The organism is Olivibacter sp. EAT-5, assembly GCF_044784325.1.
Classification (GTDB): domain Bacteria; phylum Bacteroidota; class Bacteroidia; order Sphingobacteriales; family Sphingobacteriaceae; genus Olivibacter; species Olivibacter oleidegradans.
Genome location: NZ_CP173028.1, coordinates 4,102,310 through 4,127,765 on the forward strand (window position 1 = coordinate 4,102,310; position 25,456 = coordinate 4,127,765).

The window sequence follows — 25,456 nt, forward strand, 5'->3', positions numbered from 1 at the left end:
AAGGTTTAAAAGTAGCCAATGGAGGAGAGATGATCTGTTAGGGCAGAAGCGCTGCAATATAAGGCGACGTGCCCCAACAAATTTTTTTACAGGTTATTTTTTTTCATTTCATTAACAGCAAAATCAACCGCTCTAGCTGAGAAAGCCATGTAGGTAAGCGATGGGTTCTGAGTAGATGTGGAAGTCATGCACGCTCCATCTGTAACAAAAACATTTTTGCAATGGTGAAGCTGATTCCATTTATTGAGCAAAGAAGTCTTGGGGTCTCTTCCCATCCGTACTCCACCCATTTCATGGATATCTAAGCCAGGCGCTTGTCCGGCTGTATTTGCTTGTATATTGGTGAAACCGGCGGTAGTAAACATTTCGGTCATTTGCTCAATGTAATCCGCTTTCATTTTTGCATCATTTTCATCATAATCAACAGCTATTTTAAGCAGCGGAATGCCCCACGCGTCCTTTTTATCACTGTCTAAAGCTACATAATTTGATTCTTTCGGAATGGTTTCAGCCATCATATGAGACCCAACACGCCAAGGGCCCGGTTTAGCGTTTAATAGTTGTTCCTTAAGATCTACTCCTAAACCCGACATATCGCGGTTAGGTGACCGGTAAGCGGAAAATCCTGCTGCATATCCTCTAATAAAATCCGTTTCCTGCTTATGAACATTCCTAAATCTAGGAATATAGCCACCACCGGCTGGATTTCTCCCATCTGTTTTATATTCTTTCATTCCATCGTATTCGGCACTGATCCTTGCGCTGTAGTTATGAAAGGCTACATATTTTCCCAATAGGCCACTGTCATTACCTAAACCATTTGGAAAGCGGTTTGACGTCGAATTTAGGAGAATAAGGTTTGTATTTAGGGCGGCTGCATTCACAAAAATGATCTTTGCAAAATAATCTATTTCCTCTTTTGTGTTCGCATCGATAACTTTGACCCCTATTGCTTTACCTTTCTCTTCATCATAAATGATGGAATGGGCGACTGAGAATGGCCGTAATGTTAGGTTCCCAGTTTTTTGTGCCCATGGAAGCGTGGAAGCATTACTGCTAAAATAACCGCCGAACGGACATCCACGTTGGCAAAGAACCCGGTTTTGGCATTGTACCCGACCTTGTTCTATATGGATGGGGTTGGGTTTAGACAAGTGCGCACAACGTGCACTGATAACATGTCGGCCGCGATATTTCTTTTGTAAGACACCCTTAAAATAATCCTCAACGGCATTTAGTGGATAGGCAGGAAGAAATTCACCATCCGGTAGCTCTTTTAGACCATCTCGATTTCCGGAAATGCCGGCAAATTTTTCGACATAGCTATACCATGGCGCTAGATCTTTGTATCGGATTGGCCAGTCTACTGCGAAACCGTCTCTAGCAGGGCCTTCAAAATCATAGTCGGACCACCGTTGCGTTTGTCGTGCCCACAAAAGAGATTTTCCGCCCACCTGATAGCCTCGAATCCAATCAAAAGGTTTTTCCTGTACATATGGGTGCTCGTTATCTTTTACGAAAAAATGCATAGCATCCTCTCGAAAAGCATAACATCTATTTACGATAGGTGCCGCTTCTTGGATTGCTAAAGGAACCTCGCCCCGGTGTTCAAATTCATAAGGATACATGTTGGTGGTGGGGTAATCTACCACATGTTTGACATCTTTTCCACGTTCTAACACCAGCGTTTTTAACCCTTTTTCCGTTAATTCTTTGGCTGACCAGCCCCCGCTGATTCCGGAGCCGATAACAATAGCATCAAATGTACGTTCCTTTATGCTATCAATATTTATGTTTGACATTTGTACTTCCTTTAGCTTAATTTATCAGTTGATTCTTCTACTTTGGCATACCCATTATATCTCCCGGGAATCAGTTCATATTGCTTCAGATCTTTCATTACATATTGAGAGTTTAAGAAACCCTGAATTGTTCGTTTTTTTGTAATATCGTAAAAACGTTGTTCATCGGTTTCCTTTTCACTACTTGCTATGTATTGTAATAACTGTGTGCGTTGTTGAGCTGATAATACTGTAAATTCTTTTGAAAATTTTTCTTTTGCCAGGATATCTATGCGATCAAGTCCTTTGACAAAGCTATCTCGATCCACTTTATTGTGGCAATCATCCACCATCTTTAACACAAAGAGATGTAAATTCAGCTCTTTGGATCCGAAAGTTTCTGTTTTAGGAAGTATTGTTTCTGTAATCTCAGCTAACAGATCCTCTTGCTTAGCATTGATATCCAAGTTGTTCAACTGAATGGATGCTTTTCCAGCCTCTCCCGAACAGGACGGTAAAATAGCAATACCTCCTGCTATGATAAAAAGGCTTTTGATTGCTGCTCTTCTTTTCATCCGATTTATAGTGTAGTCTTGTTTAGCTTTCTGAAGTTATATAGAATTCAATATTAGTGATAAATATGCTAAGAAAGAAATTGCGCTTGTAGATTTATTCATTTTTCTTTTTTACTAAAACGGTTTTACAGAGCTAGATAAGTTATAAACCGTATGGCGGCGGGATAATGCAATCCTATAGTCACAAGAGATATGATTGCTAATGCGTTATTAAACCTTTTAGGTTAACAATTGTTCAAGCATTAAAAAGTATGTTGAGGAAAACAATTTCTACTATCGTTATTTTGTTGCTAATTGCGGTACTTTTAGTATCGGGGTGGTTTATCTATTACAAATTTGATCTGGGACCTTCAAAAGTACAGGTGGCGGACGATGTAATGGTTGAGCGCATTACCGATATTGGCAAATTAGAGCTGGTTAAATATTCAATGAAGGATGTCCTTGAACGAAAAGAATTACGTTATTTTTTTCCCGATCAGCGTGTGCTTTTCATAGCGGTAGGAGAGGTGGCCGGTTGTATAGACTTGAGAAAAGTAAAGAAAGAAGATATTATTAGAAATGGCTCGGATTCGGTAACTATCTATTTGCCTGAACCCGAGATCTGTTATGTGCGTTTGGATCATAAGCGATCCAAAGTTTATGATATCTCGGGAGCGTGGTTACCGGGTGATACGCAGAATCTAGTTGAAGGTATTTATCAATTGGCGGAGCAGCGCTTGCTGAAAAATGCGCAGGAGATGAATGTTTTAGGTAAGACGAAAGAAAATGCTTCTATTATTTTTAAACCAATGATTGAGAATATAACGGGGGCTAAGATAAATATTGCTTTTAGATAGCAGTCCTCTCTAGGGAAAGCAGCATAAAATAAATAATTTCGTGCCGAAAAGAAAGCAAAAACAAACATGGCAGAAGATTTAGTTATAGCGAAAGGCACAAAAGAGAGTCAATATCAATCTTTGTTACCACAGGTAGAGGCCTTGCTAGAAGGCGAACAAGATTTAATAGCCAATTTGGCAAATATGGCCGCGGCACTTAAAGCACAATTCAATTTTTTTTGGGTCGGCTTTTACCTAATTAAAAATAATGAATTAGTGTTGGGACCATTTCAAGGGCCGGTAGCGTGCACACGTATACAAATGGGTAAGGGTGTTTGCGGCACAGCTTGGAAAGAGAACCGTGTATTGATTGTACCTGACGTAGATCAGTTTCCCGGCCATATCGCCTGTAGTTCCTATTCAAAATCAGAAATTGTATTGCCTGTAAGGCGACAGGGTGGGGATGTTATCGGTGTGCTTGATATTGATAGTGAACGATTGGCTGATTTTGATGAAATAGACGAGAGATACCTGATACAATTACTTGCCCTTTTACCGTAAGCCATTTGAACTTTCTACGGGTCTGTTTGTTAGCGTATAAAAGACTCTTTGTTATGCGTTACATTAGGCAGTTGGCGATTATTAATTTCATTAGTTATTGCTTCGCATTTCTAATATCCATGTTAGGCCAAACACGAGACATCGGTGGATACACGATGGGCGAAATGTCTGCTAAATATGAATCCGGAATAACACCGGCCGCGTTCACTTTCTCTATTTGGTCTGTCATTTATACCGCTCTGTTCCTCATGTTGATCGTTCATTTGATAAAAGCTTTTTCGGAACAGCAACAATTTGTAACGAATCAAGAGGTTTTCCAAATTGGCTTTTCTTTTAGCATCAATCAACTGGCTATTGCAACCTGGGTATATACTTGGTTAAACGATATACCAGGGTTATCACTTGTATTATTACTGGTTCAGCTTTTTACTTTATACTATATGGCCAAACGCCTTCAATTGCTGATTCCCCAAAAGGGAAAACTTTCACTTTTTATTACCCAATTACCCTTGAGTATCTATTTTGGCTGGATAACGATTGCTTGTTTAGCCAATTTTGCGGCATGGTTGGTTTCTTTAGGATGGCTAGCAAATCCGGCAGTAGATCTTTACGTAAGTTATGCTCTATTGCTGACAGCAGCTGTATTAGGAACGGTTACTGTCTATTTTAAGCACAACATATTTTACGGGCTGATTATTATATGGGGCATATACGGGATTTTAATGAAACGATTTGAAGAGGCAGATCCTTATTTTCATTCGTTAATTTATGTAGGCGCGTTCGGGATTATTCTTATACTATTGGCTATTATACGAAGCATTCTAAATTATTCCAACACACAGAAGCGTACTTTTTTAAGCAGAAAGTAAGATTCTGATCCAATTATTTTGTAGTTCACCGATTTTACTATTTTAGTGCTTTTTAAGTTTGTCAATTAAATTAAAGTGCTGAAGATTGCATTTGATCCACTGTATGTTCATCCTGTGCCTGTCGGACATCGTTTTCCGATGTTGAAATATGAATTAATACCTGAACAGCTTGTATATGAGGGGACCGTACTTCCAAACGCTTTTTTTAGGCCTCATGAGGTAGACGAACATTATATTACGTTGGCCCATCAAATCACTTATTGGGAGAAACTTAAAAACCTCAATCTCTCCACAAAAGAGATAAGGCGAACAGGTTTTTCTTTAAGTAAGCTGCTGGTATATAGGGAAATCAGTATTGTTCAGGGGACTATTGAGTGTTGCGACCATGCGTTACAAGATGGAATTGCGTTCAATATAGCCGGTGGTACTCATCATGCCGGAAGCAATTGGGGAGAAGGCTTTTGCTTATTGAACGATCAGGCTATTGGAGCTCATTATCTTTTATCGCAAAAGAAGGCGAAAAAAATATTGATAATAGATTTGGACGTGCATCAAGGAAATGGAACGGCTGATATATTTAAAAGTGAGCAACGCGTTTTTACTTTTTCAATGCATTGTCAACGTAATTTTCCGTTTAGAAAAGAGCATTCCGATTTGGATATCGGTTTACCGGAGGGTGTGGGAGATGAAGAGTACTTAGGGATTCTTGAAAAGAACTTAGAAGCCTTATTTAATCAGGTGAAGCCTGAGTTCGTATTTTATTTGGCAGGGGTGGACGTTCTGGAGACAGACAAATTAGGTTGGCTATCGCTAAGTAAACCGGGATGCAAGACAAGAGATGAAATCGTTTTTGAATATTGTAGGCGTTTCGGAGTACCTGTACAGGTCAGTATGGGAGGTGGATACTCCACACATATTAAAGATATTGTTGACGCTCATTGCAATACCTTTAAAGCGGCTATCGATAAATTATATTAAAATTATCACCTATGCATAGAATATTCTTATCCTTAAGTTTTTGTTTTCTTGTCTTCACAGCCTATGCTGCGAAAGTTGATACGGTTCTTACTACAAGTGAATCAATGAAGAAAACGATCAAAGCAGTTGTTATAACACCACGAGTATATAATGGAGAAAAGGCGCTGCCCGTTGTCTACTTGCTTCATGGATACAGTGGCAATTACGCTGACTGGGTGACAAAAGTACCGGCTATTCAAGAACTAGCGGATAATTATCAATACATCATTGTTTGCCCGGATGGTGGTTTCAGCAGCTGGTACCTAGATAGTCCAATTGACCCGCAATTCAAGTATGAAACTTATATCGTGAAGGAATTAATACCCTTTATCGATCAGAAGTATAAGACGGTAAGATCTCGTAATGGCAGAGCAATTACAGGGCTAAGCATGGGCGGGCACGGGGCGCTTTATTTAGCATTCAGACACCAAGATTTATTTGGTGCGGCAGGAAGTATGTCAGGTGGCGTTGACATTCGGCCGTTTCCTGCTAATTGGGATTTATCAAAACGATTAGGGGCTCTGTCGGAACATCCCGAATCGTGGGAAGAACATACCGTTACTAATTTACTACATCTGCTAATGCCTGATAAGTTGGCTATTATTATCGACTGTGGAACGGCTGATTTTTTTTATACCGTTAATGAACAGCTTCATAAGAAAATGATGGATAGAAATATAGAACACGACTATATAACGAGACCTGGTGCCCATAATTGGGAATATTGGTCGAACAGCATAGCTTATCAGCTGTTATTTATGCATCGTTTCTTCTTGAAAAAAGAATAATACTATTTTTGTCCTCGTCTTATCAAAAAACTATGTTATCATTCTTTGAAGCTTCTTTAACGCAACTATCTATCCATCGTGTAGGAAATAAGGCCTTAGATGAGCATTACATTCTTTCGGAACAACCGTTAACTCTTCAGGACGAGCTATTGCAGAAACTGTTAATGCAATATTTTCTAACGCCTTTCGAGAAAGTGAATGAAGTGTATCGATTGAGCCATAATAGCGGTGAACGAGAGCTGAATGAACTTTATCATTTTGTGCACCTATTCTTTGAAGGGGAGCTCGACTTTCATTCAATGAGCCAGCAGGTTACCAAGCATCTGTACGAGTCTTCCAGCCATCCGAAAATAAAAGCAGGAGAGGTCTATGTCGTGCAGTTCGAAGAAGTACAGCTGGAAGGAGAGAGACTTCGAGGTGTTGGCATCTTTAAATCGGAGACGAAAGAAACCTATTTAAAAGTGTATCCGGAGCATGGCGCTTTTAAAGTAGATTACGAAGAAGAAGCCATCAACATACACAAATTGGATAAAGGTTGTTTAATTGTTGATACAGAAAAAGAAGAAGGTTACAAAGTGTTGGCGGTAGACCAAACGAATCGACAAAATGAGGCGGTCTATTGGAAAGATGACTTCATGCAAGTAACTGTCAGAAATGACAGTTTTCATCAGACAGGTAATCTAATGCAAGTTTGTAAAGCTTTTGTAAACGAGAAATTAGAAGAAGCCTTTGAAATGGAAAAGGCAGACAAGATTGATCTGTTAAACCGTTCGGCCGCGTATTTTAAAGAAAAGGAAGTCTTTCAGCTAGATGAGTTTACAGAAGAAGTACTAGGTAATCCGGCAGCTATCACAATGTTCAGAGATTATAAAGCAAACTTTGAAGAGATGCACGACCTAACAATAGGAGACGGTTTCGAAATTTCCGGTCAAGCAGTTAAAAAGGAATCGAAGATTTTCAAATCTATCTTAAAGTTAGATAAAAATTTTCATGTCTATATCCACGGCAAACGGGAATATATTGAGAAAGGTTTTGATGAAGAAAGAGGCAAGCATTTTTATAAGCTCTACTTTGACCAAGAGAGCTAATTAGCGCGTTTTAAGAATGGGGGAAAAAGTCGTTCAGCAAATTCGGCGAAGTACAGTGCTCGTTGCCGTGCTGGTTCTTTTTTGGTGGCTATCAACGTATAATAGCCTCGTAGAGCGATTCTACAGTGGGAAGCTGTTCCCGGTATTTGCTATTGTCGGACAATCTATAACGGCATGGATTCCTTTTAGCTTAGGCGATTGCTTGTACCTTCTCGGCATTTTGGTCTTTCTCGTCTTTTTGATCACAATAGTTGTCAACCTTTTTCGAAAAAATTATTCGACAGCTCTTGTACGTGCTTTAAAGGCTCTAAACATGGTTTTTGTTTTAATGGTCTGCTTTTATCTTTTCTGGGGAATGAATTATTTCAGATTACCGCTTGAAAAAAGGATGGGACTGCAAATGGAAATCGGAGAATCTTGTGAGCTTTTAGAAGTTACTGCTTTATGTATCGAAAGGGCCAATTCTTTTAGGAAACAATTGAAAGAAACCGATCTGCAAATATCAAACGAAGCAATTTTTCTAAAAGCTCAAAATCTTATAGCAAGCAATAGTACGCTCCAACCCTACATTTTTAGTTATCTGCCAACAATTAAAAGTCCCATTACAAATCTTCAAGTAAATTATACCGGTGTGGCGGGATATTTCAATCCTTTTACTCAGGAAGCACAAGTAAACACCTCAATGCCGATCTTTTCAAAACCCTTTACAGCCTGCCATGAGCTTGGTCATCAGGCCGGTATTGGCTTTGAAGACGAAGCTAATTTAATCGGATTTATATTGTGTACTGAAAGCAAGGATCTGCTATTTCAATACGCAGCCTATTATAATGCCGTCTTTATGTTGCTTAACCAGCTCGCCTTTCAGGATAGAGATGCATATTTCAATATGTTGAAATTGATTGATCCCGCTGTATTGAATGATGCAAAGGAAGAAGAAGCTTACTGGCGGCGGTTCGATGGTGTTTTAACCCATGCCAGTTCCAAGTTTTATAATGAATATCTGCAGCTAAACAATCAGCCTGAGGGCTTAAAACGATACAGTAGGATGACCAAACTGCTCATTGCGTGGAAAAGAAAAATAGCGGCTGATTTTTAGTAATGTGGAAAAATTAGTCGATATATTTTGTTTGATTTGTTTTAATAACTATCTTTGCAGCCTTAAACGAAATTAACAATTAAAAATATATACATCGTTAACCCTTGATATTATTTACCACGACTGTAAAATGACAAAGGGGCAAGATGTTAGTAAACGGTTATCATAATGAAGAAAGATTTGCATCCATCAAACTACAGACTAGTGGTGTTTAAGGACATGTCAAACGACTATGCCTTTATAACTAAGTCTTGTATCGACACGAAAGAGACTATCCAATGGGAAGATGGTCAGGAATATCCTTTGGTAAAACTAGAAATCTCCCACACTTCGCACCCATTTTATACTGGTAAGATGAAATTGGTCGATACTGCAGGACGTATTGATAAGTTCCGTAACCGTTACAATAAAAAGTAAAATCGGTTTAATAATAAAACAGAGTCTCGGTATTTTATCGGGACTTTTTTTATTTTTAGCCCTATACTAGCGGAGCACCAAACCACTAATTTTTGAATTTATGCACATTGTTTTATATGATAATCCTGAACAACGCGTTAATCTCTATCCTTTAAGCTTAACCAGACCTATAGGTGATTTCCGAGTCGGAACGTTAACTATTGCTGAAAAATGGACGAGGTGGATGAACGTATCGGTTTCGTATCTCAGCGCCGACTATCTGCAACTGAAATATCCTTTATCAATAACAGTGGGAGATGTCTTGATCATTAATGGAGGTATTTGCCCCGATGCAACGTTATGTGCCGCACTTGATGGGCTTAAAGTAGGTGAAAAGTTAATTGAAAACAAACAATTTATAGCCGCGAAAACAGATATAAGAGCTTTAGCTGAAGCTTGCGTCAATGACTTTGCTGCTTATAAACCGGTTGTTTATAGGCAGGCTTATACTGCTATCCGTTATCCGGAGGATATCTTTTTACAAAATGGAGCGGAAATAATAAAAGATTTTAACCTATTAACCAAGGGAAGAACTTCTGCAAATATAAGTTCAACAGTTAAGTTGCTGGGTGACGCCATTTTCCTGGAGGAAGGTGCATCGGCTGAATGTTGTACCATAAACACGCTGAAAGGACCCGTCTATATCGGGAGAAATAGTGAGATATGGGAAGGGGCTTTGATTCGTGGACCTTTTTCTTTAGGAGAAAATTCGCAGGTTAAATTAGGTACCAAGATATACAGCAATGTAACTGTTGGCCCGGGTTGCCGTGTTGGGGGAGAATTAAATACGTGTTTGATTTGGGGAAATTCATCCAAAGGACATGAAGGATACTTTGGCAGTGGTGTTATGGGCGAGTGGTGTAATTGGGGCGCAGATACCAATAATTCAAACTTAAAAAATAACTATAAGAACGTAAAACTATATCATTACGGAACGGATGCTTACCGCAACACGGGTTTGCAGTTTTGTGGATTGATAATGGCGGATCATGCAAAGTGCGCTATTAATACAGCTTTCAATACCGGAACAGTAGTTGGCGTTGCTGCAAGTATTTTTGGAGGCGAAGTGCCACCTACCTTTGTGCCCGATTTCTCTTGGGGCGTGGGAGAAAATGCAGGTGTTTATGAATTAGAGAAAATGTTTGAGACCGCAGAGTTGGTTTTTGCTAGGCGTAATTGTAAATTTGACCCTATTGAAGCATCCATCTTACGTAAGGTTTTTGAGATAACAATAAAACAAAGAAATAACAAAATTTAATCAATCATGCGAAAAAAAATTGTTGCCGGTAATTGGAAGATGAACATGGATTACCAAGAAGGAATAAGCCTGTTTTCAGAAGTGGCTAACATGGTAAAAGATGAGGTTATTGGTAATCAGCAAATAATTGTTTGCAGTCCTTTTATCCATTTACATAGTATTGCTTCTTTAGCAAAAGAGAGTGAAAATGTGTCTGTGGGTGCTCAGAATATACATCAGGAAGATGCAGGTGCATACACAGGGGAAATATCAGCAAAGCAAGTACGCTCGACGGGCGCGGAGTATGTAATATTAGGGCATTCTGAAAGAAGGGCTTATTTCGGCGAATCTGACGAGTTACTGGCACAGAAAGTAAATATAGCACTTACACATGGCCTGATCCCGATTTTTTGTATAGGCGAAACAAGAGAAGAGCGCGAAGCCGGTGATTTTTTTGATGTTATCAAAACGCAATTAGAGAAAGGTGTTTTCCATCTGTCGGCAAGCGACTTTTCTAAAATAATCCTAGCTTATGAGCCGGTTTGGGCAATTGGTACCGGATTGACTGCAAGCCCGGAGCAAGCACAGGAAGTACACGCTTTCATTAGAAAGCAGATTGAAGCAAAATATGGTGCAGCTGTAGCGGATGAAACCAGTGTGCTATACGGGGGAAGCTGTAATCCCAAAAATGCTCCGGATTTATTTTCACAACCTGACATCGATGGTGGCTTAATTGGCGGTGCCTCATTAAAATCAAGAGACTTTACTGATATAGTAAAGGTTTTTAACTAATTCTATCATTTCAAAGAGGTTTCCGATTGATCAAATGTGGAGACCTTTTTTTTTCGATAATATGGACTATAGTGAACTTACTTTTGTTTGTGTGGGAGGTGAAGAGTGGCAACAGGACCTGTTTATTAATGACCTAGCCGCTCTTGGATTTGATACATTTGAGGATACGCCCTCAGGATTTAAAGCGTATATCGCTAGTGCTTCATTGGACCTGGCTGCTATTGAGCATTTACTACTTACCTTGCCGGAAAACTTTCAAGTATCTTATAGCGTTCAGGAGATTAGTCCGAAAAATTGGAATGCAGTTTGGGAAAGCAACTTTGAGCCAATCACGGTTGATAAGCGCTGTTATGTTCGTGCTACCTTTCACGCACCTAAACCCGATTTTGAATATGAGATTATTATAGATCCGAAGATGGCTTTTGGTACAGGGCATCACCAAACGACATCACTCATGATGGAGTATTTATTGGATAGCCATGTAGCAGGAAAGCGTGTACTTGATATGGGATGTGGTACCGGTATACTCGCGATTTTGGCTGCCAAAATAGGTGCAGAGGAGGTGGTGGCAATTGATTACGATCCCGTTTGCTATGAAAGTGTAAAAGAAAATATTGAGCTAAATCAGGTCCCCGCTATAAAGATATACTGTGGATCAAAGGAAGTAATTCCGCAAGAACCATATGATTTGATTCTTGCCAATATCAATAGAAATATATTGCTCGATCAGTTGCCGACCTATTCTGCGGTTTTAAAACCCCATGGTCAGCTTCTTCTTAGTGGTTTTTACGAAGGAGACGATCTACGACAACTGGAAGAAGCTGCTATTAAACTGAATCTGAAATTTTTGGAGAAAAAAGTGAAAGATCATTGGGTTGCCGCAAAATTTGAACAAAACCATAAAAGAAAATAACATGCGTGTCCATTTTATAGCTATTGGCGGAAGTGTTATGCATAATTTGGCCATAGCATTAGCAAATAAAGGCTATCTGGTGAGTGGTTCCGACGACTTTATATACGAGCCCTCAAGAACTAATCTGACAAAGAATGGGTTAATGCCTGAGCAATTAGGCTGGCATCCTGAAAGGATTACGGAAGACATTAATGCTGTAGTGTTGGGTATGCACGCTAAAGCAGATAACCCGGAGCTTGTCAGGGCTCAGGAATTAGGTTTACAAATTTATTCCTACCCTGCATACATTTACGAACAGGCTAAAGACAAGACACGGGTCGTTGTAGGAGGTAGCCACGGAAAAACTACGATCACCTCGATGATTATGCACGTTCTCAAGGAGTTAGGAAGATCGTTTGATTATGTCGTTGGGGCTAAACTGGAGGGCTTCGAAACGATGGTTAAGATCACAAAGGATGCGCCGTTAATCATTATTGAGGGAGACGAATACTTGGCATCAGCTATTGATAGAAGACCTAAGTTCTTACTTTATCACGCAAATATAGCTCTGATAAGTGGTATAGCTTGGGACCACATTAATGTATTCCCAACTTATCAGGAATATGTCGAACAATTTAAGCTCTTTATCGAAAGCATAGAAGAAAAGGGTACGCTCGTATATAATAAAGATGATAAGGAAGTGCAGAATCTGGTTTCTAATAACAATTCTAATATCAATAAACATGGGTATAAGCTGCCTGAGTTTACCATTAATAAGGGAGTAAGTTATCTTAAAACTTCCAAAGGGGAGATCGCTTTACAAATATTTGGAAAGCATAATCTTTCTAATTTGGCAGGCGCTTTTACTGTTTGTGAGTGGTTAGGAATCAGTAGAGAAGATTTTTATCAGGCGATTGGTAGTTTTAAGGGTGCAGCAAGGAGACTGGAGTATGTTGCGGATTATGCCGGAAGCGTTGTTTACAAAGACTTTGCACATTCGCCTTCAAAAGTTAGAGCGTCCATAGATGCAGTAAAAGAACAATATCCGAATAGTAAGTTAGTAGCGATTATCGAGCTACATACGTTTAGTAGCCTAAATGAGGAGTTTTTACAAGAATATTTTGATACAATGAAACAGGCTGATGAAGCCGTTGTATTTATTGATCAAAATTCTTTCAGACAAAAAAATATTAAGCCAATCGAAGCGTTAACTATAAAGAAAGCCTTTAATAGAGACGATATAATATATTTTAACGATGCACAGAATCTAGAAGGGTATATCAGCCAATTGGATCCTCAAGGTAAAAATGTGCTATTCATGAGTTCAGGGAATTTTGGCGGTATAAATCTAGTTAACTTATCAGATAAGTTTTTTAATTTTTAAAAATTATATATATATTTGATATAGTAAGTGCTACAATTGGTTAATACCTACTTCTTCTTGTATACTCTTTGTCTATGGGTCAAGCTAACACACGTGAAAATAATAGTCGAATGAAATGTCTACATGATTAATGAAAATTAAAAAGATGGTGATAATAACTCATTTTGATCATGTGCGGAACTCTACCTACCGGGACAGTCATGAGGCCATTAAAAAACAAATTTTTTACGAATGAAATCTTTAGGAAAAAAAATAAGGTTATTAAGACATCAAAATGGGTGGAGCCAAGAGGATGTTGCTAAAAGATTAGACATATCTATTCCTGCTTTTTCTAAAATTGAAACCGGTATAACCGATATTAATCTTTCAAGGCTTCAACAAATTGCCAAACTTTTTGACATGACAGTGGTGCAGCTTTTGAATTTCAATGATGCTGATGAGCAAAAGAAATATAACTCTGACTTAGAAGCAGCCAATAAGAAGTTGCAGGAAAGAAATAACGAAGTAATCGAATTACAAAAGAAGGTAATCGAACTTTACGAGGAATTAAGAAAGCTTTATGCTAAGTGATGGAAAACGTGCTTATGTTAAAACACATATCGTAATGTAGCGTGTTTCTTTCCAAATTGGGCTCCGGTAGCTTTATGGATAGCCAGCATTTCCTTGTTGAAATCGCCAACCCATGAAAGTTCCAGTTCTTTATACTTCTTGAGAGGAAGGACATATTCCTTCAGCTTTATGAAAAGAGCGGATTCAAGTCCATGCTTTTGATAATTTTTTTTCGTTCCCATCACAATTGCTCTCATCCTGTTTACTTTACGTCTGTTCAATAAAAATCGAATGCCGTTTAGCCAATTCATTTTACCTTTGAAGTCTTTAATCAATTGGTTGGCATCCGGTAATATCAAAATAAATGAGACAGGTTCATTATTGATGTAGGCAAACCAAATTAAACGTTCGTCTAGAATCAGTTTCATTTTCTTGAACGATTCGAGGATCGTTTCCATTTTAATAGGCTGAAAATTTTCGAAGTTTTCCCAAGCATCATTGTAAATTTCCATGAAGTCTTTTGCGAAAACTTGTAGGTTGTTTTTCTCGAAATGTTTAAAGGTATAACCCGGTTTTTCCATCACCCAATTAGCAATCCGAGTAAAACGTTCAGGAAATGGCTTATTAACTTCTAAATAGTTTGTAATCTGTTCATATATGGTTTTGAAGCCATAACTGAGAAAAAGGTTTAGATAATAGGGCTTATGATAATTCATGCCATAGGAAGGCTGGGTAAATCCTTCTACTAATAAGCCCCAAAAGTTATCATTCTCGCCAAAATTAATCGGACCATCCATGCCCCTCATCCCTCTGTCTGCTAGCCACTTCTTTGCAGTATCAAATAATTTACCAGCTGCATCTTGGTTATCAATACATTCGAAAAAGCCGATACCGCCTATGGGACATTCTGATTTATAGGCCTTCTCATGGTTGATGAAAGCCGCAATTCTTCCAATGGGTTGATTATCTTTAAGCAATAACCATCGCGCACATTCTCCGTGCTTATGAAAATTGTTCTTTTGAGGATCGAAAATTTGGCGTATGTCGTTATCTAATGGACAAATCCAGTTGCTATCATCTTTATATATTTTTTTAGGAACATCTAGAAACTGCTTTTCCTGCCTTTTGTCGTTTACTTGGATTATCATTCTTTCCCCAAAACATTAATAAAAAAGCACTCAGCATAAATACTAAGTGCTTTATATTTTATAATACGGTGATTACAAGACTAATAGTCGTCATCATCGTCAAAATTGTCGAAATTGTCAAAGTTATCCAAATCATTAAAATCGAAGTCATCTTCATCTTCATCGTCAAAACGTCTTGTTGGTTTTGAATCATTAGGTTTGATACCTGATTTACCCGCTTTTTTTGCTGGATTATTTGATCCAATTTTTTTGTCTGTCTTTTTTGGCGTTTTCATTTCCAATTCTACTAGTTACGCTTGTTTTATATTGTTTGGTTTTGTGCTGATAAAATTACAAAGATTTTAAAACAGTCAAGTAATTTATTGAAAAAATAATACAAAAAAATGGAAGCTATTCCGTTGATTCTCCTATACTTTGTTCTTCAGTTAAGATGTCTTTCAATTTCGGTAAATCCGCCGTTGAATTGATCCCAAAATAGTCCATAAATAGTTTGCTTGTCGAATATAAGAGCGGCTTCCCAATAGCTTCAGATTTTCCACTGATCTGTATCAGGTCTTTTTCCAATAGTTTCTGTATGGAATAGTCGCAGCTCACTCCCCTTATTTGTTCTATTTCAAGCTTGGTTATAGGCTGCCGATAAGCTATTATAGCCAGCGTTTCAAGCGCAGCTTGACTCAATTTCTTTTTAGATCGATGGATCTGAAGTTGATTAACAATTTTATTGTACTCTTTCTTCGTTAAAAATTGATAGCCGTTATTAATATGATACAGTTGAATGGCAAATGCGCTGTCAGCGTATTTTGATTCAATAAGCTTAATTGCATTTTCTACGTCCTCGTTTGATAGCTCCAAGTCTAAGGCATCTCGAATAATTTGCTTAATGTCAAAAAATTCCACGCTCTGTTCAGAAGCAAAAATTAATGCCTCAATATGCTGTACGATGTTCTCCATGAAACGTTAACCTATTAATTAATAGTCGATGATTTGTTCTTGAATACCTGATGGGATTTCCCTGAAGTCATACTTTTGTGTACGCAATTGCGGTTCGAAGCCAGCTTCTTTGATCGCATCTTGTATCGAGCGCGACGTGAATCGATGCGGAGCGCCGGCAGCTGAAACGACATTCTCTTCGATCATAATAGATCCAAAATCATTAGCTCCGGCATGTAAACAGAGCTGCGCCACGCGTTTGCCAACGGTCAGCCAGGAGGCTTGAACGTTTTTTATGTTGGGAAGCATAATCCTGCTCAGTGCAATCATACGGATGTATTCTTCACCACTTACATTATTGGTGATTCCCCTTACTTTCTTTAATAGCGTGCCGTCGTCCTGGAAAGGCCATGGAATGAAGGCAATAAAGCCATAGGCTCCTTCCGGTTTTTCGCTTTGGACTTCTCTGATCCATACAAGGTGTTCAAAACGCTCCTCGACGGTCTCAATATGTCCAAACATCATAGTGGCTGAAGTTGGGAGATTAATTTGATGGGCGGCCCGCATTACATCTAACCACTCTTTTCCGCCACATTTGCCTTTTGAAATCAGACGTCTAACACGATCATTTAATATTTCTGCTCCGGCTCCCGGGAGCGAGTCTAAACCGGCTTCTTTTAAGGCGCGGAGAACTTCGATATGACTCATATTCTCTAATTTAGCAATATGAGCGATTTCCGGAGGCCCAAGCGAGTGCAGTTTTATGGTCGGGTATAGTTCTTTTAGCTGCTTAAACAAATTGGTGTAGAAATTCAAGCCAAGATCGGGATGGTGCCCGCCCTGTAACAGCAGCTGATCTCCACCGTATCGTATCGTTTCCTCGATTTTTCGCTTGTAGGTATCTATATCCGTAATATAGCTTTCTTCGTGCCCGGGTCGCCTGAAAAAATTACAAAATTTGCAGTTAGCAATACAAACATTGGTTGTATTTACGTTTCTGTCAATTTGCCACGTAACCTTTCCGTGAGGTACTTGTATTTTTCGAAGCTCGTTGGCTACATAACTTAGTTCAGCAGTTGAGGCGTACTGATGCAAATATATACCTTCTTCTTTCGATAAGAATTCAAAATTAAGCGCCCTTCGAAGTATTTGTGTAGTATCCATTGAAAATGCCTGATTATACATTGCAACGTTACTTCCTGTAGAGATGCATTGTAGACCTTGCAAACTTAGCTATTTTTGCGAGGATATCCAATCAAGTCACGAGGTTTACGGTGCGTTGTTTGCAAGCTATAGGACGGCCTGTATGGTTGTCTTGAAGAACGATAGCACTACTTGTAAATAGCTGTTCATATTTGTCATAACTGTATCGAAACTAGTTGCATTTATATAAAAACTGAGACAGTTCCTATAATAAGCCTAAAGAAAAACGTATTTTTGCCGCTGACAATTTAAAACCTTGTTTAAGGTGCACAACAAAGTTGTTTAATGTAAGATTGAATTGATATGGACCTTACTTTCATGGCGCATTTGACGGAGCATTCATCTTGCATTTTGAACGCAAAAACTAATTAAATGGATAAGAGAGTAGCATTTTATACCCTTGGCTGCAAACTTAACTTCTCTGAAACTTCTTCTATCGGACGGATTTTTCAGGATGCAGGTTATCAAACTGTGCCTTTTAACGAAAGGGCGGATGTTTATGTTATCAATACCTGTTCGGTGACGGATAATGCTGATAAAAAGTGCAGAAAAGTGGTAAAAGAGGCTTTGAAATATTCTCCTCAGGCTTATATTACTATTGTGGGTTGCTATGCGCAATTAAAGCCCCGGGAAATAGCCGAAATTCCCGGAGTTGATATGGTGCTTGGCGCAGCAGAAAAGTTCAATATCATTGAGCATATTAACGACTTAACCAAACAGAAAAAGGCAATTATACATAATGCACCTATTGAGGAAACCAATGTGTTTGTTCCGGCTTTTTCGTTTGGTGATAGAACAAGAACTTTTCTTAAAGTACAAGACGGTTGCGATTATTCTTGCACATTTTGTACCATACCGCTTGCACGCGGAGCCAGTAGAAGTGGAACCATTGAATCGTTGGTTAAACAAGCCAAAGATATTGCTGCATCGGGTGTAAAGGAAATTGTATTGACAGGGGTTAATATCGGTGACTTCGGTATGAGGCAAGGCCAGCGGGAAGATCGTTTTTTGGATTTAGTGAAAGCGTTGGATGCGGTCGATGGGATTGACCGTTTTCGGATTTCGTCCATTGAACCCAACTTACTGAGTAATGAAATCATCGATTTTGTAGCCTCGTCCAAGCGATTCGTGCCCCATTTTCATATGCCCTTACAATCAGGATCTAATAAGATCTTAGGGCTGATGCGTAGACGATATAAACGAGAACTCTATGCTGAAAGGGTAAAAAGAATTAAAAGTTTAATGCCGGATTGTTGTATAGGAGTAGACGTCATTGTTGGATTTCCCGGCGAAACACGGGAAGATTTTTTACAAACCTATGAATTTCTTAATGATCTAGACATTTCCTATCTACATGTCTTTACCTACTCAGAAAGGGAAAATACGATAGCTTCACAAATGGAAGGGGCAGTGCCGGGGAGTGCCAGATCGGACAGAAGCAAAATGTTACATATCCTTTCTGAAAAGAAAAGACGGGCATTTTATGTTAGTCAGTTAGGCAATGAGATGGAAGTGCTTTTCGAAAGTGACGTAAAAGAAGGATATATGCACGGCTTTTCGAAGAATTATGTTAAAGTACGGGCTAAATACGACCCTTTACTCGTAAACGAAATAAAAACCGTTCGGCTGTTGAATATAAGCAATGAAGGAGAAGTAGATGTGGAAGAAGTAGAATCTTTTGTTGAACATTAACAACAATACATGCGGCTTCCGATTCAAAATATCACCTTTATTTTGCTAGCGATTATACTGATGGGAATGTTGACAAGCTGTTTGAGCAGACGGCGAGCTACATCGTCCGTTCTAAAACGTGAAAACTATCATCGAAAGAAGGGAGATATTTTAACAGATGTTTCAGGAACTTCCGGATTTTATGTTAGCTCAGGGAACCTGCTTACTGACTATGCCGGTTTATTGGGGGTTGAAACCAGTGAACTGAAAAATGAAAAGCTTTATCGCTTTATAAACGATTGGATTGGTACTCCTTACGCTTATGGAGGAACAACAAAAAACGGTATAGATTGTTCGGGATTTGCGGCGATGCTGATAAGTGAGATTTATGGTAAAAGTCTTCCGCGAAGTTCGGAGGATCAAGCAAATGCCGTTAAAAGAAAATATGAAAGGCAGCTGAAAGAAGGAGACTTGGTTTTCTTTAGTTTTGGAGGTTCGAGCATCAATCATGTAGGAGTCTATTTGCATAATGGCAGATTCGTTCATGCTTCAACCTCAAAGGGAGTTATTATAAGCAATTTAAAGGACGGTTGGTATTACAAATCTTTCAAAAGAGCAGGAGCGGTCAAATAAATGAAAGAGAAAGACGAAGAGAATTTTGGTTTTTGGACGCAATATAAGCAGTTTGCAAAAAACGAATTACTGCTATATGCGATCATGGTTATAGGAATTGTATTAGGCATCATTTTTTTTGGATAAATGGATGTTCTTGCTAATAGATATACCAGGCATGATACCTTTCTACCAACCAATAAAGTAAATTAGGAATTCATAAAAAAAGAAGAAATGATCTTAAACCTAAAACGCCCATTGGCATTTTTTGATTTAGAAACAACAGGCGTAAACGTTGCTTCGGATAGAATTGTAGAAATTTCAATCCTTAAAGCGATGCCAGACGGAAGTGAACAGGTAAAAACCATGCGTATAAATCCGGAGATGCCCATTCCATTAAGCTCTTCACTTTTACACGGAGTATACGACGAGGACATCAAAGACGCTCCAACCTTCAAGCAAGTTGCACAAGAAATTGCTGATTTCTTGGAGGATACGGATTTGGCCGGTTATAACTCCAATAAGTTTGATATCCCTGTTCTGATGGAAGAGTTTCTAAGAGCGGGAATTAATTTTGACATTGAAAACAGAAAATTCGTCGATGTTCAGAATATCTTTCATCAAATGGAGCAGCGTACATTGAAAGCAGCTTATAAGTTTTATTGTGATAGAACTTTGGAAAATGCCCATAGTGCTGAAGCTGATGTTCGTGCTACCTATGAAGTGTTGTTAGCCCAAGTGCAGCGTTATGACGGCGTTGAATGGGAAGACAAAAGCGGCAATAAATCGATACCTGTAAAGAACGATGTAGACGCGCTTCACCGATTTACCAATTTAAATAGACCGGTTGATTTTGCGGGCCGTATCATTTACGATGAGAATGGCGTTGAGGTTTTCAGTTTTGGTAAGCATAAAGGCAAAAGCGTAGTGGAAGTGTTCAAGATAGAGCCAAGCTATTATTCCTGGATGATGCAAGGTGACTTTCCGTTATATACCAAGCGCTGTATAGAAAAAATATGGACCGATTTCCGCAATATACAACATAATAGAGGCGCTAACGTTAAACCTTCAAATGCCTCAGATGTAGCGATACAGCCGAAAACAAAGCCCTATGGGGGAAATAAACCCTATAGCGGTAATCAACATTTAGATAAGGCTAAAGAGAAGAAAAGTGGCCCTATCACAGAAGATATGCTGAAGAGTTTACAAGATAAGTTTAGGAAATAGTTAAACTGAAAAATAGTTAGGTAAGGAAGTAGTTAAGTTGGAAATAGCAACCGACTACTTAACAACTAAACTACTACTTATTTGACAACTAGAAGGGAGCTTCGTCATCCATGTCGTTCATTCTGGAGGGACGCGTAATGATTCCGCCCATATTCCCAAATTCTGACGATGGCATCATACCGGCAGAAAAAGGATTATCATCAGTCATAGTTCCTGAGTCCGCAAATGACCCGCCACCGAAATCTTCCTCTAGATCTTGGAATTTAACATATTTACCGACAAACTTCAGCGGTACAATGGTCGTTTCACCATGTCTGTTTTTAGCAATAATGACTTCCCCTACACCGGCAGTTGGTCGGCCCTCTTCATCTTCCGTCATGCCATAATACTCCGGTCGGTATAAAAACAGTACCATATCGGCGTCCTGTTCGATAGACCCAGACTCCCGTAAATCAGATAGCATAGGCCTTTTTGAGGCTCCCGGACGACTTTCAACTGCACGACTCAATTGGGAAAGGGCCAGTACCGGAATATTAAGCTCTTTCGCCACCGATTTTAGCGCACGTGATATACTACCGATTTCTTGCTCACGATTTCCACCGCCTTTCCCTTCAGCTTTTCCATGCATTAATTGCAAATAATCCACAATCACCATCTGTATATCGTATTGTGCTTTTAAACGCCTGCATTTGGCTCGAAATTCAAATACATTCAGTGCCGGCGTGTCATCAATCAGTAAAGGGGCCTCTGTTAATTTTCCGATCCGTGAGTGGAGCTGAGTCCATTCATGATCTGCTAAGGTTCCTTTTTTGAGTTTTTCCTGTTCTATTTCGGTTTCACCGGAAATAAGGCGATTGACCAACTGTACAGAGGACATCTCCAATGAAAAAACGGCGACAGGTTTATCATGCAGCACAGCCGCATTGCGTGCACAGGTTAGAACAAATGCCGTTTTACCCATAGCTGGACGGGCAGCTATAATAATCAAATCGGATGGCTGCCAACCCGAAGTAATACGATCTAATGCTGTAAAGCCTGAGGGAACTCCAGTAAGCGAATCCGTTCTGTCGCGTAACTGTTCTAAGTTATTAACCGCTTCCCGCATGATATCGTCCATCTTGCGGGTATCTCGCCTTAAATTGTTTTGAGCTATATCAAACAAACTTTTTTCTGCGGTGTCGAGCAAATCAAAAATATCCGCAGTATCTTCATAAGCATTGTTTATAATTTCGGTTGAAATTTTAATCAATTCTCGTTGTATATACTTCTGAGATATAATACGAGCATGATATTCAATGTTAGCGGCAGAGACAACTCTGTCCGTCAGCTGTGTTATATAGTAAGCTCCCCCGACCATTTCCAGTGCACCCATTTTTCGGAGTTCAGCGGTAACCGTCAATAAGTCAATTGGTGAAGATTTTTGAAATAAGTTGACGATGGCTTCGAAGATTTTCTGGTGCGCATCTTTATAGAAAGTGTCTACTTTCAGAATATCAATAACTGTTGATAGCGCATCTTTTTCAACCATAAGTGCTCCTAAAACAGCTTCCTCTAAATCCACTGCCTGAGGAGGTAGCTTACCAAGGCCACTAACCATATTCCCTAGTCGATTTTTGCGCTCGGCAAAAGTTCCTTTCTTAGCGGTATTTCTTGATGAATAATTTTCGTTTTCGGAGTTCATAGCACAAATGTACTTAATTTATAATCCCTTCTGAGCTTGAGTTTCTCACAATAGTGAATAACGAAAAATGTTAAGCATTGAATCTGTTCTCGTTAGCCTGTTAGATATTCACAAATGATGTGAATAAAATGTTAATCATTGCGTAAAGTATTTTAAAATCAATTGCTTAAAACTAATGTGAATAACTTTTTATATGTTAGTTTAGATGTGCTTAACAATTTTAGGAAAGAAAGAAACAAGAGATTTCTCATGAATCTACGGTATGAAAATTGCGGCTAAAATGAATTAAATATATCATAAAAATGAAAAAAGGATATTGAGAATATATTTGGTAACTTGCACGCCTAATTTACATAAGCATGCGTCAATTTTCGAAACCCATAAAAAGGGAAAGCAATCAAATGGTTTTTGGTATTAGAGCGGTAATTGAAGCTATTGATAGTGGAAAGGAAATCGAATCTTTATTTATACAGCGAGGATTGACCGGCGAGTTATTTAAAGAGTTGAAAGATGTTTTACGTAATAGAAATATCAGTTATCAGCAAGTTCCGATAGAGAAGCTCGATCGTATAACCCGGAAAAATCACCAGGGGGTCATCGCCGTTATCTCGCCGATTACCTATCAAAAAATAGAAGACGTTATTCCAACTATATACGAAGAAGGGAAGGTGCCATTGATATTAATATTGGATGGTATTACCGATGTCCGTAACTTTGGCGCGATAGCACGTACTGCTGCTTGTGCCGGGGTGGATGCGCTGGTAGTTCCGACTAAGGGATCGGCTGAGATTAATCCGGACGCTATTAAAACATCCGCAGGAGCTCTATATAAAATCGCCGTTTGCCGTCACGAAAGCTTAACGCAAGTAATAAAGTTCCTTCAAGAGAGCGGTTTACAAGTTGTAGCATGTACTGAAAAAACGGGAGACACTATTTATAAACCCGATTTTAAGTCACCAACAGCAATTGTAATGGGAGCAGAAGATACGGGTATATCTGACAGTATCATACGGAATGCCGACTATTTAGCCAAGATTCCCATGTTTGGCGACATTGCATCCTTAAATGTGTCTGTAAGTGCGGGTGTAATTATTTATGAAGCAATTCGGCAACGGGTTAACCAATAAGGATTAACCTGTCATTTCTTTCATTTCTTCCAGGGCCGAGGGGTCATGTTTGTGCTTAAAGAGGAATGAAAATAAGAACGCGATCACAAGCGCGTAAGCAGCGAAACAAATCCAGATCTCTTGCCACATCATCTGTCCACCCATTTCGGTAAAATAATGTTCAATCACGTAGCCACTGATTGAACTTCCGAGGATAGCGCCAAAACCGTTCGTCATCATCATGAACAAACCTTGAGCAGATGAACGGATATTAGCTCCCGTACTTGTTTCGACGAAAAGAGATCCCGATATATTGAAAAAATCAAAAGCCATTCCATACACTATGCAGGACAGAATGATCATCCAAAGTCCGCTTATCGGATCAGCATAGGCCAATAAACCAAAACGCAATACCCAAGCCAACATACTGATCAGCATAACCTGCTTGATACCAAAACGTCGTAGAAAGAAGGGAATGGCTAGAATGAAGATTGTTTCGGAAATTTGAGAAATGGATAATATGATAGTGGAATGTCTTACTACAAAAGAATCAGTATAGATTGGATTTTTACCAAAATCGGATAGATAAGCGTCTCCGTACATATTTGTCAGCTGTAATGCTCCGCCTAGAAACATGGAGAAGGTGAAAAAAAGCGCCATTTTTGGATTACGAAACAGCTTAAAGGCATTTAATCCCAAGCGCCCACTAAGAGACGCATTTTCAGATTTCGATTTTAATGGAGGGCAAGGAGGGAGGGTGAAAGAATAAATTCCCAACGTAATTGCAGCGATGGCGGAAATATAGAACTGCCCCCCTAAGGCCTTGTTGCCGGTAAGATCCGTCATCCACATAGCTGCAATAAAACCAATGGTACCCCATACACGAATAGGAGGAAAGTCCTTAATTACATTGTACTTATGTTTTTTTAACAGAATGTATGCAATTGAATTAGATAGGGCTATTGTTGGCATATAAAATAACATGGCCATCAAAATCACCCAAAAGAATGTTTGAGGATCTTGTACATGAGGTAGGTACAGAAACGTGCACCCGAATAGAATGTGCAAAATGCCATAAAGAAACTCTACATTAATCCATTTGTCGGCGATGATGCCGGTTAACGCCGGCATAAATAAAGAAGAGATTCCTAGTGTAGAAAAAATAGCCCCAAATTCACTGCCGGACCATTGTTTATGCTGAAACCAATATACGCCAACTGTAATCATCCAAGCTCCCCATACAAAGAACTGTAGAAAGCTCATGAGCGTCAATCTAAGTTTTATAGACATATTTATGTAAAGCTCAGCTTATGTTGCATTTCTTTTCGAATTATGACGACTTTCTTCGAGATATTTCATCACGTATTTTAGCCGCTTTTTCATAAGCTTCTTCTTGAAGTGCTTGTTGAAGTGCTGCTTTTAGTTCATCGTCGGTGTAGGATGCATAGGCAGTTTTCGAGCTTTCTGCCACAGTAGATTGTTCCTCTCTAGGGGTTTCCAGGTTTTCTAAAAACACAAAATCATTTCCCTCAATAACGATTCCTGCGGATGCAAGAATAAACTCATAAGTATAGATTGGGCAATCAAATCGTATGGCCAGAGCGATAGCGTCGGAGGTCCTGGCATCTATTTCGATATCTTTTTTTCCATTATTGCAAACTAACTTTGCATAAAAAATTCCGTCAACTAGATTGTAAATAATGACTTCATGAATGGAAATTCCGAATGTAGAAGCAAAAGTTTTGAACAAATCATGCGTAAGAGGTCTGCTGGGAGTAAGTTTCTCGATTTCAATGGCAATCGCTTGCGCCTCAAACCCTCCGATAATTATAGGAAGTCTTCTGCGGCCATTAACTTCACCTAATACTAAAGCATAAGCCCCGGATTGTGTCTGGCTGTAAGATAATCCTACTATTTCTAACTTGATCTTATTCATTTCTCGCAGGCAAATATGCAAAAAGCATTTCATAGCGGCGCT

General features: G+C 39.1%; 27 protein-coding genes. 18 read left to right on the forward strand and 9 right to left on the reverse strand.

What is annotated here, in order from left to right; translation table 11 throughout:
- Positions 1-86: 86 nt before the first annotated feature.
- Together ACH11B_RS16920 and ACH11B_RS16925 are read right to left on the reverse strand one after the other, a co-directional pair.
- Positions 87-1,802, reverse strand: a complete 1,716-nt coding sequence (locus tag ACH11B_RS16920; RefSeq protein ID WP_377609350.1) for a GMC oxidoreductase — start codon at positions 1,800-1,802, stop codon at positions 87-89.
- Positions 1,803-1,813: 11 nt separating this feature from the next.
- Positions 1,814-2,356, reverse strand: coding sequence for a gluconate 2-dehydrogenase subunit 3 family protein (locus tag ACH11B_RS16925; protein WP_013666301.1), 543 nt, complete (start codon positions 2,354-2,356; stop codon positions 1,814-1,816).
- Between the two features lie 251 nt (positions 2,357-2,607).
- On the opposite strand from ACH11B_RS16925, the gene ACH11B_RS16930 reads away from it, so the two are divergent.
- From ACH11B_RS16930 to ACH11B_RS16990, 13 genes are all read left to right on the forward strand, one after another.
- Positions 2,608-3,192, forward strand: coding sequence for a DUF4230 domain-containing protein (locus ACH11B_RS16930; protein ID WP_130857368.1), 585 nt, complete (start codon positions 2,608-2,610; stop codon positions 3,190-3,192).
- 66 nt (positions 3,193-3,258) lie between these two features.
- Positions 3,259-3,732 carry a GAF domain-containing protein gene (locus ACH11B_RS16935; protein ID WP_130857369.1) on the forward strand — a complete coding sequence of 158 codons (474 nt, stop codon included), beginning with the start codon at positions 3,259-3,261 and terminating at the stop codon, positions 3,730-3,732.
- Positions 3,733-3,785: 53 nt separating this feature from the next.
- A complete protein-coding gene (locus ACH11B_RS16940) occupies positions 3,786-4,601 on the forward strand; it encodes a hypothetical protein (protein WP_130857370.1) in 816 nt (271 codons plus the stop codon).
- Positions 4,602-4,676: 75 nt separating this feature from the next.
- Positions 4,677-5,579, forward strand: coding sequence for a histone deacetylase (locus ACH11B_RS16945; RefSeq protein WP_130857371.1), 903 nt, complete (start codon positions 4,677-4,679; stop codon positions 5,577-5,579).
- An 11-nt stretch (positions 5,580-5,590) separates the two neighbouring features.
- Positions 5,591-6,406 carry an alpha/beta hydrolase family protein gene (locus ACH11B_RS16950; protein ID WP_013666305.1) on the forward strand — a complete coding sequence of 272 codons (816 nt, stop codon included), beginning with the start codon at positions 5,591-5,593 and terminating at the stop codon, positions 6,404-6,406.
- 32 nt (positions 6,407-6,438) lie between these two features.
- Positions 6,439-7,494: a nucleoid-associated protein gene (locus ACH11B_RS16955; RefSeq protein WP_130857372.1), complete on the forward strand. Its 1,056-nt coding sequence runs from the start codon at positions 6,439-6,441 to the stop codon at positions 7,492-7,494.
- 16 nt (positions 7,495-7,510) lie between these two features.
- The gene (locus tag ACH11B_RS16960; protein ID WP_013666307.1) at positions 7,511-8,590 is read left to right on the forward strand and encodes a DUF3810 domain-containing protein; all 1,080 of its coding nucleotides are present in this window, start codon (positions 7,511-7,513) and stop codon (positions 8,588-8,590) included.
- A 168-nt stretch (positions 8,591-8,758) separates the two neighbouring features.
- On the forward strand, positions 8,759-9,007 hold the full coding sequence (locus tag ACH11B_RS16965; RefSeq protein WP_013666308.1) for a type B 50S ribosomal protein L31: 249 nt from the start codon (positions 8,759-8,761) through the stop codon (positions 9,005-9,007).
- A gap of 100 nt (positions 9,008-9,107) precedes the next feature.
- A complete protein-coding gene (locus ACH11B_RS16970) occupies positions 9,108-10,304 on the forward strand; it encodes a putative sugar nucleotidyl transferase (RefSeq protein WP_377609348.1) in 1,197 nt (398 codons plus the stop codon).
- Positions 10,305-10,310: 6 nt separating this feature from the next.
- Entirely contained in the window at positions 10,311-11,075 is a 765-nt protein-coding gene (gene tpiA, locus ACH11B_RS16975; RefSeq protein WP_377609346.1) for a triose-phosphate isomerase, read from the forward strand.
- A 61-nt stretch (positions 11,076-11,136) separates the two neighbouring features.
- Complete coding sequence (gene prmA / locus ACH11B_RS16980; protein WP_041388324.1) at positions 11,137-11,988, forward strand: 50S ribosomal protein L11 methyltransferase; 852 nt, start codon at positions 11,137-11,139, stop codon at positions 11,986-11,988.
- Position 11,989: 1 nt separating this feature from the next.
- A complete protein-coding gene (locus ACH11B_RS16985; protein WP_377609890.1) occupies positions 11,990-13,351 on the forward strand; it encodes a UDP-N-acetylmuramate--L-alanine ligase in 1,362 nt (453 codons plus the stop codon).
- A gap of 231 nt (positions 13,352-13,582) precedes the next feature.
- A complete protein-coding gene (locus ACH11B_RS16990) occupies positions 13,583-13,921 on the forward strand; it encodes a helix-turn-helix domain-containing protein (RefSeq protein WP_013666313.1) in 339 nt (112 codons plus the stop codon).
- Between the two features lie 17 nt (positions 13,922-13,938).
- Here ACH11B_RS16990 and ACH11B_RS16995 read toward each other — a convergent pair whose 3' ends face one another.
- The 4 genes from ACH11B_RS16995 to mqnC all read right to left on the reverse strand — a co-directional run bounded on the left by ACH11B_RS16995 (position 13,939) and on the right by mqnC (position 17,142).
- Positions 13,939-15,048, reverse strand: coding sequence for a hypothetical protein (locus ACH11B_RS16995; RefSeq protein WP_013666314.1), 1,110 nt, complete (start codon positions 15,046-15,048; stop codon positions 13,939-13,941).
- Between the two features lie 80 nt (positions 15,049-15,128).
- Positions 15,129-15,323: a hypothetical protein gene (locus tag ACH11B_RS17000; RefSeq protein ID WP_013666315.1), complete on the reverse strand. Its 195-nt coding sequence runs from the start codon at positions 15,321-15,323 to the stop codon at positions 15,129-15,131.
- A 115-nt stretch (positions 15,324-15,438) separates the two neighbouring features.
- On the reverse strand, positions 15,439-15,999 hold the full coding sequence (gene scpB, locus ACH11B_RS17005; protein WP_013666316.1) for an SMC-Scp complex subunit ScpB: 561 nt from the start codon (positions 15,997-15,999) through the stop codon (positions 15,439-15,441).
- A gap of 18 nt (positions 16,000-16,017) precedes the next feature.
- Positions 16,018-17,142 (reverse strand): cyclic dehypoxanthinyl futalosine synthase, encoded by a 1,125-nt coding sequence (gene mqnC / locus ACH11B_RS17010; protein WP_041387426.1) that lies wholly within the window; start codon positions 17,140-17,142, stop codon positions 16,018-16,020.
- Between the two features lie 411 nt (positions 17,143-17,553).
- Between mqnC and mtaB the strand changes: the two genes are divergently transcribed.
- The 4 genes from mtaB to ACH11B_RS17030 all read left to right on the forward strand — a co-directional run bounded on the left by mtaB (position 17,554) and on the right by ACH11B_RS17030 (position 20,691).
- The gene (gene mtaB / locus ACH11B_RS17015) at positions 17,554-18,873 is read left to right on the forward strand and encodes a tRNA (N(6)-L-threonylcarbamoyladenosine(37)-C(2))-methylthiotransferase MtaB (protein WP_013666318.1); all 1,320 of its coding nucleotides are present in this window, start codon (positions 17,554-17,556) and stop codon (positions 18,871-18,873) included.
- A 9-nt stretch (positions 18,874-18,882) separates the two neighbouring features.
- Positions 18,883-19,485 carry an NlpC/P60 family protein gene (locus ACH11B_RS17020; RefSeq protein ID WP_289552924.1) on the forward strand — a complete coding sequence of 201 codons (603 nt, stop codon included), beginning with the start codon at positions 18,883-18,885 and terminating at the stop codon, positions 19,483-19,485.
- Entirely contained in the window at positions 19,486-19,611 is a 126-nt protein-coding gene (locus ACH11B_RS17025) for a hypothetical protein (RefSeq protein ID WP_256377661.1), read from the forward strand. It begins immediately after the preceding gene.
- A gap of 87 nt (positions 19,612-19,698) precedes the next feature.
- Positions 19,699-20,691: a 3'-5' exonuclease gene (locus tag ACH11B_RS17030; RefSeq protein WP_013666320.1), complete on the forward strand. Its 993-nt coding sequence runs from the start codon at positions 19,699-19,701 to the stop codon at positions 20,689-20,691.
- Positions 20,692-20,779: 88 nt separating this feature from the next.
- On the opposite strand, the gene dnaB is transcribed toward ACH11B_RS17030, so the two are convergent.
- A complete protein-coding gene (gene dnaB, locus ACH11B_RS17035) occupies positions 20,780-22,372 on the reverse strand; it encodes a replicative DNA helicase (protein ID WP_013666321.1) in 1,593 nt (530 codons plus the stop codon).
- A gap of 359 nt (positions 22,373-22,731) precedes the next feature.
- Between dnaB and rlmB the strand changes: the two genes are divergently transcribed.
- Entirely contained in the window at positions 22,732-23,499 is a 768-nt protein-coding gene (rlmB, locus tag ACH11B_RS17040; RefSeq protein WP_130857378.1) for a 23S rRNA (guanosine(2251)-2'-O)-methyltransferase RlmB, read from the forward strand.
- 3 nt (positions 23,500-23,502) lie between these two features.
- Here rlmB and ACH11B_RS17045 read toward each other — a convergent pair whose 3' ends face one another.
- Both ACH11B_RS17045 and ACH11B_RS17050 read right to left on the reverse strand, forming a co-directional pair.
- Positions 23,503-24,768 (reverse strand): nucleoside permease, encoded by a 1,266-nt coding sequence (locus tag ACH11B_RS17045; RefSeq protein ID WP_130857379.1) that lies wholly within the window; start codon positions 24,766-24,768, stop codon positions 23,503-23,505.
- A gap of 40 nt (positions 24,769-24,808) precedes the next feature.
- Complete coding sequence (locus ACH11B_RS17050) at positions 24,809-25,414, reverse strand: bifunctional nuclease family protein (protein WP_041387430.1); 606 nt, start codon at positions 25,412-25,414, stop codon at positions 24,809-24,811.
- Positions 25,415-25,456 lie beyond the last annotated feature (42 nt).

Bases quoted from the DNA above. Each gene is read 5' to 3' on its own strand.
- ACH11B_RS17025 (WP_256377661.1), top strand. From the start codon at position 19,486: ATGAAAGAGAAAGACGAAGAGAATTTTGGTTTTTGGACGCAATATAAG.
- ACH11B_RS17000 (WP_013666315.1), bottom strand. From the start codon at position 15,323: ATGAAAACGCCAAAAAAGACAGACAAAAAAATTGGATCAAATAATCCA.
- ACH11B_RS16995 (WP_013666314.1), bottom strand. From the start codon at position 15,048: ATGATAATCCAAGTAAACGACAAAAGGCAGGAAAAGCAGTTTCTAGAT.
- ACH11B_RS16930 (WP_130857368.1), top strand. From the start codon at position 2,608: ATGTTGAGGAAAACAATTTCTACTATCGTTATTTTGTTGCTAATTGCG.
- rlmB (WP_130857378.1), top strand. From the start codon at position 22,732: ATGCGTCAATTTTCGAAACCCATAAAAAGGGAAAGCAATCAAATGGTT.
- ACH11B_RS17050 (WP_041387430.1), bottom strand. From the start codon at position 25,414: ATGAATAAGATCAAGTTAGAAATAGTAGGATTATCTTACAGCCAGACA.
- prmA (WP_041388324.1), top strand. From the start codon at position 11,137: ATGGACTATAGTGAACTTACTTTTGTTTGTGTGGGAGGTGAAGAGTGG.
- ACH11B_RS16925 (WP_013666301.1), bottom strand. From the start codon at position 2,356: ATGAAAAGAAGAGCAGCAATCAAAAGCCTTTTTATCATAGCAGGAGGT.
- ACH11B_RS16920 (WP_377609350.1), bottom strand. From the start codon at position 1,802: ATGTCAAACATAAATATTGATAGCATAAAGGAACGTACATTTGATGCT.
- ACH11B_RS16990 (WP_013666313.1), top strand. From the start codon at position 13,583: ATGAAATCTTTAGGAAAAAAAATAAGGTTATTAAGACATCAAAATGGG.
- dnaB (WP_013666321.1), bottom strand. From the start codon at position 22,372: ATGAACTCCGAAAACGAAAATTATTCATCAAGAAATACCGCTAAGAAA.
- tpiA (WP_377609346.1), top strand. From the start codon at position 10,311: ATGCGAAAAAAAATTGTTGCCGGTAATTGGAAGATGAACATGGATTAC.
- ACH11B_RS16985 (WP_377609890.1), top strand. From the start codon at position 11,990: ATGCGTGTCCATTTTATAGCTATTGGCGGAAGTGTTATGCATAATTTG.
- ACH11B_RS16935 (WP_130857369.1), top strand. From the start codon at position 3,259: ATGGCAGAAGATTTAGTTATAGCGAAAGGCACAAAAGAGAGTCAATAT.
- ACH11B_RS16950 (WP_013666305.1), top strand. From the start codon at position 5,591: ATGCATAGAATATTCTTATCCTTAAGTTTTTGTTTTCTTGTCTTCACA.
- ACH11B_RS16960 (WP_013666307.1), top strand. From the start codon at position 7,511: ATGGGGGAAAAAGTCGTTCAGCAAATTCGGCGAAGTACAGTGCTCGTT.
- ACH11B_RS16970 (WP_377609348.1), top strand. From the start codon at position 9,108: ATGCACATTGTTTTATATGATAATCCTGAACAACGCGTTAATCTCTAT.
- ACH11B_RS17030 (WP_013666320.1), top strand. From the start codon at position 19,699: ATGATCTTAAACCTAAAACGCCCATTGGCATTTTTTGATTTAGAAACA.
- mqnC (WP_041387426.1), bottom strand. From the start codon at position 17,142: ATGGATACTACACAAATACTTCGAAGGGCGCTTAATTTTGAATTCTTA.
- scpB (WP_013666316.1), bottom strand. From the start codon at position 15,999: ATGGAGAACATCGTACAGCATATTGAGGCATTAATTTTTGCTTCTGAA.
- ACH11B_RS16965 (WP_013666308.1), top strand. From the start codon at position 8,759: ATGAAGAAAGATTTGCATCCATCAAACTACAGACTAGTGGTGTTTAAG.
- ACH11B_RS16955 (WP_130857372.1), top strand. From the start codon at position 6,439: ATGTTATCATTCTTTGAAGCTTCTTTAACGCAACTATCTATCCATCGT.
- ACH11B_RS17020 (WP_289552924.1), top strand. From the start codon at position 18,883: ATGCGGCTTCCGATTCAAAATATCACCTTTATTTTGCTAGCGATTATA.
- mtaB (WP_013666318.1), top strand. From the start codon at position 17,554: ATGGATAAGAGAGTAGCATTTTATACCCTTGGCTGCAAACTTAACTTC.
- ACH11B_RS16940 (WP_130857370.1), top strand. From the start codon at position 3,786: ATGCGTTACATTAGGCAGTTGGCGATTATTAATTTCATTAGTTATTGC.
- ACH11B_RS17045 (WP_130857379.1), bottom strand. From the start codon at position 24,768: ATGTCTATAAAACTTAGATTGACGCTCATGAGCTTTCTACAGTTCTTT.